Source organism: Aquabacterium sp. (assembly GCF_004297345.1).
Lineage (GTDB): Bacteria > Pseudomonadota > Gammaproteobacteria > Burkholderiales > Burkholderiaceae_C > Aquabacterium.
Genome location: NZ_SCTN01000185.1, coordinates 1 through 7,758, shown reverse-complemented (window position 1 = coordinate 7,758; position 7,758 = coordinate 1). Strand labels below are relative to the sequence as shown.

Genomic DNA, 7,758 nt, shown 5'->3' with positions numbered 1-7,758 from the left:
ATCGTGGTCACCAAGGGTGCGATCGACAAGCTGCAGGAGATGTTCGCATGAGCACTCTGAAATTTGATGAAGCCCGCTTGCTGAAGGTGCTGGTCGCTCCGATCATTTCGGAAAAGGCCACTGCCGCTGCTGAAGAGCGTGGCCAAGTGCTGTTCAAGGTGATGCGCGACGCCACCAAGCCCGAGATCAAGGCCGCTGTTGAGCTGCTGTTCAAGGTCGAAGTGAAGTCCGTGCAAGTCGTGAACCAGAAGGGCAAGACCAAGCGTTTCGGTGGCCGTACAGGTCGCCGTGACCACGCCAAGAAGGCCTTCGTGTCTCTGGCTGCAGGTCAAGAGCTGAACTTCTCTGGGGAGGCTGCTTAAATCATGGCCGTCGTAAAAGTCAAACCAACCTCGCCTGGCCGCCGTGGCGTGGTCAAGGTGGTGCACAAGCACCTGCACAAGGGCAAGCCAGAAGCATCGCTGCTGGAACCCCAGAAGCAGAACTCTGGCCGTAACAACAACGGTCACATCACCGTTCGTCACAAGGGTGGCGGTCACAAGCACCACTACCGCGTGGTCGATTTCATCCGTAACAAGGATGGCATCCCCGCGAAGGTCGAGAACATTCAGTACGACCCGAACCGTACGGCTCACATCGCTCTGGTGTGCTATGCCGACGGCGAACGTCGCTACATCATTGCTCCCCGTGGCCTGGCCGCTGGTGCAACCATCCTGAGCGGCTCGGAAGCGCCGATCAAGACGGGCAACACCCTGCCTATCCGCAACATCCCCGTGGGTTCGACCATCCATTGCATCGAGATGAAGCCTGGCAAGGGCGCTCAGATCGCTCGCTCGGCTGGTACCTCCGCTGTTCTGATGGCTCGTGAAGGCACTTACGCTCAGGTTCGCCTGCGCTCCGGTGAAGTTCGCAAGATCCACATCGAATGCCGCGCCACCCTGGGTGAAGTGAGCAACGAAGAGCACAGCCTGCGTCAATACGGTAAGGCCGGTGCCATCCGCTGGAAGGGTATCCGCCCAACAGTTCGTGGCGTGGCCATGAACCCGGTGGACCACCCGCACGGTGGTGGCGAAGGCCGTACTGGCGAAGGTCAAGTCCCTGTGTCCCCATGGAACACACTGACGAAGGGCTATCGCACCCGCAACAACAAGCGCACGCAGACCTTCATTGTGTCGCGTCGCAAAAAGTAAGAGGTAGGCTGATATGGCTCGTTCTCTTAAAAAGGGTCCTTTCATTGACCACCACTTGGCCGCCAAGGTCGAGAAGGCAGTGGCAACCAAGGACAAAAAGCCCATCAAGACCTGGTCGCGTCGTTCCACGATCCTGCCTGAGTTCATCGGCCTGACGATTGCTGTGCACAACGGCAAGCAGCACGTGCCCGTGTACATCCAGGATCAGATGGTTGGCCACAAGCTCGGCGAGTTCGCCCTGACCCGTACGTTCAAGGGTCACCCAGGCGACAAGAAAGCCAAGAAATAAGGAGCAGCGACGATGGAAACCAAAGCAATCGTTCGCGGTGTTCGCCTGTCTTGCGACAAGGGTCGTCTGGTCGCTGACCTGATCCGTGGCAAGAAGGTTGACCAAGCCCTGAACATCCTGGAATTCACCCAGAAGAAGGCCGCTGGCATCATCAAGAAGGCTCTGGAGTCGGCAATCGCCAACGCCGAGCACAATGACGGTGCTGACATCGATGAACTGAAGGTCAAGACCATCTATGTGGAGCAAGGCACCACGTTGAAGCGTTTCACCGCCCGTGCAAAGGGCCGTGGCAATCGCATCAGCAAGCCAACTTGCCACATCTATGTGACCGTGGGCAACTAAGCAGAGGCTGACTATGGGACAGAAAATCCACCCAACCGGCTTCCGCTTGGCCGTCACCCGCAACTGGGCATCGCGTTGGTACGCTACCAATCGCAACTTTGCCTCGATGCTGGCTGAAGACCTGGAAGTCCGTGAATTCCTGAAGAAGAAGCTCAAGAACGCGGCCGTGTCGCGCATCTTGATCGAGCGTCCCGCCAAGAGCGCACGCATCACCATTTTCTCGGCTCGTCCGGGCGTGGTGATCGGCAAGAAGGGCGAAGACATCGAAAACCTGAAGCTCGAACTGGCCAAGCGTCTGAATTGCCCGGTCTCGGTGAACATCGAAGAAGTGCGCAAGCCTGAAGTCGATGCTCAACTGATCGCCGATTCGATCACGCAGCAGCTGGAAAAGCGCATCATGTTCCGCCGCGCCATGAAGCGCGCGATGCAGAACGCCATGCGTCTGGGCGCTCAGGGCATCAAGATCATGTCCGCTGGCCGTCTGAATGGCATCGAAATCGCTCGCACCGAGTGGTACCGTGAAGGCCGCGTGCCTCTCCATACCCTGCGCGCCGACATCGACTACGGCACCTCCGAAGCTCACACCACCTATGGCGTGATCGGCGTGAAGGTGTGGGTCTACCGCGGTGACCGTCTGGCCAATGGCGAAGCTCCTGTGCTCAAGGGTGACGACAGCCAAGACGACCGTCGCAACCGTCGTGGTCCTCGTAACGACCGTCCTGGTGGCGATCGCCGTCCTGGCGGCCGTGGCCCTGGTCGTGGTGCCCCTCGTGCCGATGGCGCTCCGTCTGATGGCAGCGACAAGCCTGCTGTCGCCGCTGACGCCAAGCGCGTTCGCAAGGCAGCACCTGCTGCCGAGGCGAAAGGAGAATAAATATGTTGCAACCTAATCGTCGCAAGTTCCGCAAGGAACACAAAGGCCGTAACACGGGTGTTGCCACCCGCGGTGCCGATGTGTCCTTTGGTGATTTCGGCCTGAAGGCGACCGAGCGTGGCCGTATCACGGCTCGTCAGATCGAAGCCGCACGTCGTGCGATTTCGCGTCACATCAAGCGTGGCGGTCGTATCTTCATCCGCATCTTCCCGGACAAGCCCATTTCGAACAAGCCTGCTGAAGTCCGTATGGGTAACGGTAAGGGTAACGTTGAGTACTACGTGGCTGAAATTCAGCCAGGTAAGGTGCTCTACGAAATCCAGGGTGTGCCCGAAGAACTCGCTCGCGAGGCGTTCACGCTGGCCGCTGCCAAGCTGCCACTGAGCACCACGTTCGTTGGCCGCCAGTTCGGCATCTAATCTAGGCGTAAGGAGAAAGTTATGGCGAAAGCCTCTGAACTGCGCGCCAAGGATGTGGCCGCACTGGAAACCGAAATCAAGGACTTGCTGAAGTCGCACTTCAACCTGCGTATGCAGCGTGCTACCCAGCAGCTCAATGACCACTCGGCTCTGAAGAAGACTCGTCGCGACATCGCTCGCGTCAAGACGATTCTGACCGAGAAGAAAGGAGCCGCCCAATGACGGAAGCTCAAACCAAAGTGACCCGTACCCTGGTGGGTAAGGTTGTCAGCGACGCTCGCGCCAAGACCGTGACCGTGCTGGTCGAGCGTCGTGTCAAGCACGAGCTCTACGGCAAGATCGTGGCCAAGTCGAGCAAGTACCACGCTCACGACGAGAACAATGAGTTCAAGTTGGGCGATGTGGTCGAGATCACTGAAAGCCGTCCTTTGTCCAAGACAAAGAACTGGGTTGTGTCTCGTCTGATCGAGAAGGCTCAAGGCGTCTGATCTTTGATCGCGCTGGGCGGTCCTTGTGATCGCCACAATGCCGCCGGGGAGTAATCCTCGGTAGCAGCAAGCAAAACCGGCTTGCCAGTCATACTGGCGGCCGGTTTTTTCTTTTGCTGAGCTTTTTCGGCAGACCACGAATAAGGATATGGCGATGATCAAAGTTGGAGACAAGCTGCCTGCGGGTACGTTGTTCGAGTACATCGAGGTTGAGGGTGAAGGCTGCAGCCTGGGCCCTAACCCGTTTGACATCAACAAGGCCACGGCGGGCAAGACGATCGCCATCTTTGGCTTGCCCGGCGCGTTCACGCCAACTTGCTCGGCACAACACGCCCCCGGCTATATCGCGCAATACGATGCCTTCAAGGCTGCCGGTGTGGACGAGATCTGGTGCGTGTCTGTCAACGATGCGTTCGTGATGGGTGCCTGGGGCCGCGAACTCAAGGCCGCAGGCAAGGTGCGCATGATGGCTGACGGCAGTGCCGACTTCGCCAAGGCCACCGGCCTGACGCTGGATCTCACGGCCAAGGGCCTGGGGCTGCGCTCGGGGCGCTACAGCATGCTGGTCAAGGATGGCGTGGTCAAGGCGCTGAACGTGGAAGACGGTGGCGGCTTCAAGGTCAGTGATGCCGATACGCTGTTGGCTCAAGCCAAGTAAGTGCGCGTGCTTTGCCGGGTGAGTGCCCGGCAAGGATCGCAAAAAAGGCGACCCGTGCGGTCGCCTTTTTTCATGGGGGTGCGGAGCTGCTTCGTGCCTGACGCTGGCTGGGCCTTAGCGTGGTGAACCCGCTCTGGCATTGACTTCAGCCTCGACTTCTTTGCGCATGCCCATCAGGAAGCCGGCTTCAGCGGCAATGAACAGCGGCCCGATCAGGAGGCCGATGATGTCGTCCACAAAAGCGGGCTTGCGGCCTTCAAAGTAATGGCCGATGAACTGGATGACCCAGCCCACGAAGAACATGCCGCCGCCAACGGCAAGCCACGCGCCTGTTGACAGCGAGGCCAGCGAGTGCGCAAACGCCAGGCAGGCCCAGAGGTAGGCACCCAGCACGACGCCATAGCGCACATCCAGGCGCAGGTAGTAGAGGGTGACGAGGGCGGAGATCACGGCCCCGGGTGTGAGCCACAGCAAGTCTGCCGCCAGCGCGGGGCGAGACAACAGGATGCACATGGCGGCCACGATCATCGGGATGCCGATGAAGTGCGTGATGATGTTGCGGCGATCCCGGTGATAGGTGGCGTACTGGCTGAGTTGTTCGGTCAGGGTCTTCATGTGGGTGCGGCAATGCAGATGCGTTGGTGAGCATGCTATCGATCTGCGCCAGTGCAAGGTGTCACGTACCGGACGATTGTTTGTAACTTTGGCTATCGCCTTGATCGATACAGATCAAGCCACGCGCCAGACAACCGTGCTACATTAACAAGCATGAATGGCGCTCGCTTTTACTTTTGGTACTTTTACTTCTCGCCTGTAACCGGCGCAGGAGTGGCCAACGCGTAAGCGAACCACACCATATCCTGAAAACCGCCGGTCTACCCCGGCGGTTTTTTTTCGACTTCGACCACACGTCAACAGCCCGCTACAGGAAGCCCCATGAACGCCAAATCCAGTGCCGCAGAAGGCTGGGTACCACCCGCCGACAAGACCTCGCAGACCGACGACCAGCGCATCAAGAACGTGACGCCGCTGCCGCCTCCCGAGCACTTGATCCGCTTCTTCCCGATCCGCGGCACGCCCGTCGAGACGCTGGTGTCCGGCACACGCAAGGCCATCAGCAAGATCGTGCACGGCAAGGACGATCGCATGCTGGTCATCATCGGCCCCTGCTCGATCCATGATCCGGCTGCCGCCATCGAATACGCCCGCAAGCTGCTGGTGCTGCGCGAGCAATACGCCGACACGCTGGAAGTCGTGATGCGCGTGTACTTCGAGAAGCCCCGCACGACCGTGGGCTGGAAGGGCCTGATCAACGACCCGTATCTGGACGAAAGCTTCAAGATCGACGAAGGCCTGCGCATGGCTCGCCATCTGTTGTTGGAGATCAACCGCCTGGGCGTGCCGGCTGCCAGCGAGTTCCTGGATGTGGTTTCGCCGCAGTACATCGGTGACCTGATCAGCTGGGGCGCCATCGGTGCCCGCACGACCGAAAGCCAGGTCCACCGCGAGCTGTCTTCGGGCCTGAGCGCGCCGATCGGATTCAAGAACGGCACGGACGGCAACATCAAGATCGCCACGGATGCCATCCAGGCTGCCGCGCGCCCTCACCACTTCCTGTCGGTGCACAAGAACGGCCAGGTCGCCATCGTCGAGACGGCCGGCAACCCCGATTGCCACGTGATCCTGCGTGGCGGCAAGGCGCCGAACTACGACGCAGCCAGCGTGGACGCGGCCTGCAAGGACCTGGAAGCGGCCAAGCTGCATCCTTCGCTGATGGTGGACTTCTCGCACGCCAACAGCTCCAAGCAGCATGAGCGTCAGGTGGTTGTGGCCAAGGACATCGCCGAGCAGGTGTCGGGCGGTTCGAACAAGGTCTTCGGTGTGATGGTGGAAAGCCACCTGTGCGCTGGCGCCCAGAAGTTCACGCCGGGCAAGGATGATCCATCCAAGCTGGTTTACGGCCAGAGCATCACCGATGCCTGCATTGGTTGGGATGACTCCGCCGACGTGCTGCAGATCCTGTCGGATGCGGTGAAGGCGCGACGCGCTCGCTGAGATCACCCTTAAGAGGGGATCAAGGGCCGATCCTAGGTGATCGGCCTTTTTTATGGGCGATGACGCGCGATACTGCGAAGAAGTGTCTCTTTCTTCTTCATGAGTTCTGCAAACCCCCACTTTTTGTTGGTTGATGACCATGCCCTGTTTCGCACCGGGCTGGGGATGATGTTGTCGCAGAACTGGCCCGGCGCCAAGGTGACGCAGGCCACGACCTTGACCCAGGCCCGTGCCGCCTTGCAGCACGAGCAGCCGGATCTGATCTTGCTGGATGTGCATCTGCCTGATGGTCACAGCCTGATGGATCTGCCATCGTTGCGTGAGTTGGCACCCGCGTGCCCCGTGCTGGCGATGTCGGCAGAGGTCAACGGCACGCAGATTCTCCAGGCCAGGGAGGCGGGGGTGACGGGCTTTTTGCCCAAGGTTGCTTCTGCGTCCGAGGTGCTGGAAGCCGTGCGCTCTGCCCTGAGGGGGCAGATGTCGTATGCGGCGGTGCCTTACGATGTGCTGACGCAGGCGGGTGGCGGCCAGGCTTCGGCGCCTGCCGCCATGGAGGTGGCCGAGGCGCCACCCAGTCTCAGTGATCGTCAGTTGAACATCCTGCGCTACCTGGGGCGTGGCACGCCCAACAAGGCAATTGCACGCCAGATGGGCATGCATGAAAACGAGGTGCGGGCCGAGGTGTCGTGGTTGACGGAGTGGCTGGGCGCCACCAGCCGCGAGCAGGCGCACGCCGAGGCCGTGGCCCGCGGGCTATTGGTGCCATGAACCTGCGCATGCTGTTGGCTCGGGCCTGGCGTTTTGACAGCCCCCGGGTGCTGTCCGCGCAGATGGAGTTGCTGGATCGCAATCTCCCCTATGCTTTCGTGATCTCTGCGGTGGCGGCCTTGTTGACGGGCCTGATCTGCAGCCGCGCGCTGCACCTGCCGGGCGCCTGGAACTGGGCGTGGGCCACGTGCGGCATGTCGATGCTGTGTCTGTCCGTGCGGCAGGCTTTGCCCAGGCCAACGGATCGCAGCAAGGTGCTGATCTATGCCCACATGGTGCGGCTGCTGGCCGGGCTCAGCGGGATCTGCTGGGGTGCGTTTGGTGTGTTGCTGCTGGATCAGCCCAACCCCATGTCGATCGCCATCGTGCTGTGCGTGACGGCCGGGATCAACTCGGGTGGCCTGGCTGTGTTCGCGCCGTCGTGGCCTGTCGCGGTGACCTACTGGCTGACCAACATCGTGCCTGTGATGGCGGTGCTGCTACGCTCGCGTGACGAACTGAGCATGATGATGGGGTTGGCGGTGATGCTCTACCTCATCGCGATGACGGTGTTCTCCTACTTCGGCTCGCGCGGCGCGTTGCGTGCGATCGAACTGGGCTTCGAGAACGAAGGACTGGTGTTGCGCTTGCGGGATCAGACGCAGCGCGCATTGGATGCCCGACAGGTGGCCGAGC

The 7,758-nt window shown here is 60.5% G+C and carries 12 protein-coding genes and 1 pseudogene; 12 read left to right on the top strand and 1 reads right to left on the bottom strand.

What is annotated here, in order from left to right; all coding sequences use genetic code 11:
- Positions 1-47: 47 nt before the first annotated feature.
- From rplW to EPO09_RS06320, 9 genes are all read left to right on the top strand, one after another.
- A complete protein-coding gene (gene rplW, locus EPO09_RS06360; RefSeq protein WP_290641313.1) occupies positions 48-362 on the top strand; it encodes a 50S ribosomal protein L23 in 315 nt (104 codons plus the stop codon).
- Positions 363-365: 3 nt separating this feature from the next.
- Entirely contained in the window at positions 366-1,190 is an 825-nt protein-coding gene (gene rplB / locus EPO09_RS06355) for a 50S ribosomal protein L2 (protein ID WP_290641311.1), read from the top strand.
- Between the two features lie 13 nt (positions 1,191-1,203).
- On the top strand, positions 1,204-1,479 hold the full coding sequence (rpsS, locus tag EPO09_RS06350) for a 30S ribosomal protein S19 (protein WP_035037932.1): 276 nt from the start codon (positions 1,204-1,206) through the stop codon (positions 1,477-1,479).
- A 12-nt stretch (positions 1,480-1,491) separates the two neighbouring features.
- On the top strand, positions 1,492-1,821 hold the full coding sequence (rplV, locus tag EPO09_RS06345) for a 50S ribosomal protein L22 (RefSeq protein ID WP_290641308.1): 330 nt from the start codon (positions 1,492-1,494) through the stop codon (positions 1,819-1,821).
- A gap of 13 nt (positions 1,822-1,834) precedes the next feature.
- Positions 1,835-2,695, top strand: coding sequence for a 30S ribosomal protein S3 (gene rpsC, locus EPO09_RS06340; RefSeq protein ID WP_290641306.1), 861 nt, complete (start codon positions 1,835-1,837; stop codon positions 2,693-2,695).
- Between the two features lie 2 nt (positions 2,696-2,697).
- On the top strand, positions 2,698-3,114 hold the full coding sequence (rplP, locus tag EPO09_RS06335; RefSeq protein WP_035037937.1) for a 50S ribosomal protein L16: 417 nt from the start codon (positions 2,698-2,700) through the stop codon (positions 3,112-3,114).
- A gap of 21 nt (positions 3,115-3,135) precedes the next feature.
- Entirely contained in the window at positions 3,136-3,336 is a 201-nt protein-coding gene (gene rpmC / locus EPO09_RS06330; protein WP_290641303.1) for a 50S ribosomal protein L29, read from the top strand.
- Positions 3,333-3,602: a 30S ribosomal protein S17 gene (gene rpsQ / locus EPO09_RS06325; protein ID WP_290641299.1), complete on the top strand. Its 270-nt coding sequence runs from the start codon at positions 3,333-3,335 to the stop codon at positions 3,600-3,602. The genes rpmC and rpsQ overlap by 4 nt, the downstream gene beginning before the upstream one ends.
- A 154-nt stretch (positions 3,603-3,756) precedes the next feature.
- Positions 3,757-4,260 carry a peroxiredoxin gene (locus EPO09_RS06320; protein WP_290641297.1) on the top strand — a complete coding sequence of 168 codons (504 nt, stop codon included), beginning with the start codon at positions 3,757-3,759 and terminating at the stop codon, positions 4,258-4,260.
- Positions 4,261-4,374: 114 nt separating this feature from the next.
- Here EPO09_RS06320 and EPO09_RS06315 read toward each other — a convergent pair whose 3' ends face one another.
- Entirely contained in the window at positions 4,375-4,875 is a 501-nt protein-coding gene (locus EPO09_RS06315) for a DUF962 domain-containing protein (RefSeq protein ID WP_290641295.1), read from the bottom strand.
- Between the two features lie 321 nt (positions 4,876-5,196).
- Between EPO09_RS06315 and EPO09_RS06310 the strand changes: the two genes are divergently transcribed.
- From EPO09_RS06310 to EPO09_RS06300, 3 genes and pseudogenes are all read left to right on the top strand, one after another.
- Positions 5,197-6,315, top strand: coding sequence for a 3-deoxy-7-phosphoheptulonate synthase (locus EPO09_RS06310; protein ID WP_290641293.1), 1,119 nt, complete (start codon positions 5,197-5,199; stop codon positions 6,313-6,315).
- A 99-nt stretch (positions 6,316-6,414) separates the two neighbouring features.
- Positions 6,415-7,083 (top strand): response regulator transcription factor, encoded by a 669-nt coding sequence (locus EPO09_RS06305; protein ID WP_290641291.1) that lies wholly within the window; start codon positions 6,415-6,417, stop codon positions 7,081-7,083.
- Positions 7,080-7,758: pseudogene (locus EPO09_RS06300) on the top strand (hypothetical protein); the annotation flags it as partial. The gene EPO09_RS06305 and the pseudogene EPO09_RS06300, both read left to right, overlap by 4 nt.

Bases quoted from the DNA above. Each gene is read 5' to 3' on its own strand.
- rplW (WP_290641313.1), top strand. From the start codon at position 48: ATGAGCACTCTGAAATTTGATGAAGCCCGCTTGCTGAAGGTGCTGGTC.
- rplB (WP_290641311.1), top strand. From the start codon at position 366: ATGGCCGTCGTAAAAGTCAAACCAACCTCGCCTGGCCGCCGTGGCGTG.
- rpsS (WP_035037932.1), top strand. From the start codon at position 1,204: ATGGCTCGTTCTCTTAAAAAGGGTCCTTTCATTGACCACCACTTGGCC.
- rplV (WP_290641308.1), top strand. From the start codon at position 1,492: ATGGAAACCAAAGCAATCGTTCGCGGTGTTCGCCTGTCTTGCGACAAG.
- rpsC (WP_290641306.1), top strand. From the start codon at position 1,835: ATGGGACAGAAAATCCACCCAACCGGCTTCCGCTTGGCCGTCACCCGC.
- rplP (WP_035037937.1), top strand. From the start codon at position 2,698: ATGTTGCAACCTAATCGTCGCAAGTTCCGCAAGGAACACAAAGGCCGT.
- rpmC (WP_290641303.1), top strand. From the start codon at position 3,136: ATGGCGAAAGCCTCTGAACTGCGCGCCAAGGATGTGGCCGCACTGGAA.
- rpsQ (WP_290641299.1), top strand. From the start codon at position 3,333: ATGACGGAAGCTCAAACCAAAGTGACCCGTACCCTGGTGGGTAAGGTT.
- EPO09_RS06320 (WP_290641297.1), top strand. From the start codon at position 3,757: ATGATCAAAGTTGGAGACAAGCTGCCTGCGGGTACGTTGTTCGAGTAC.
- EPO09_RS06315 (WP_290641295.1), bottom strand. From the start codon at position 4,875: ATGAAGACCCTGACCGAACAACTCAGCCAGTACGCCACCTATCACCGG.
- EPO09_RS06310 (WP_290641293.1), top strand. From the start codon at position 5,197: ATGAACGCCAAATCCAGTGCCGCAGAAGGCTGGGTACCACCCGCCGAC.
- EPO09_RS06305 (WP_290641291.1), top strand. From the start codon at position 6,415: ATGAGTTCTGCAAACCCCCACTTTTTGTTGGTTGATGACCATGCCCTG.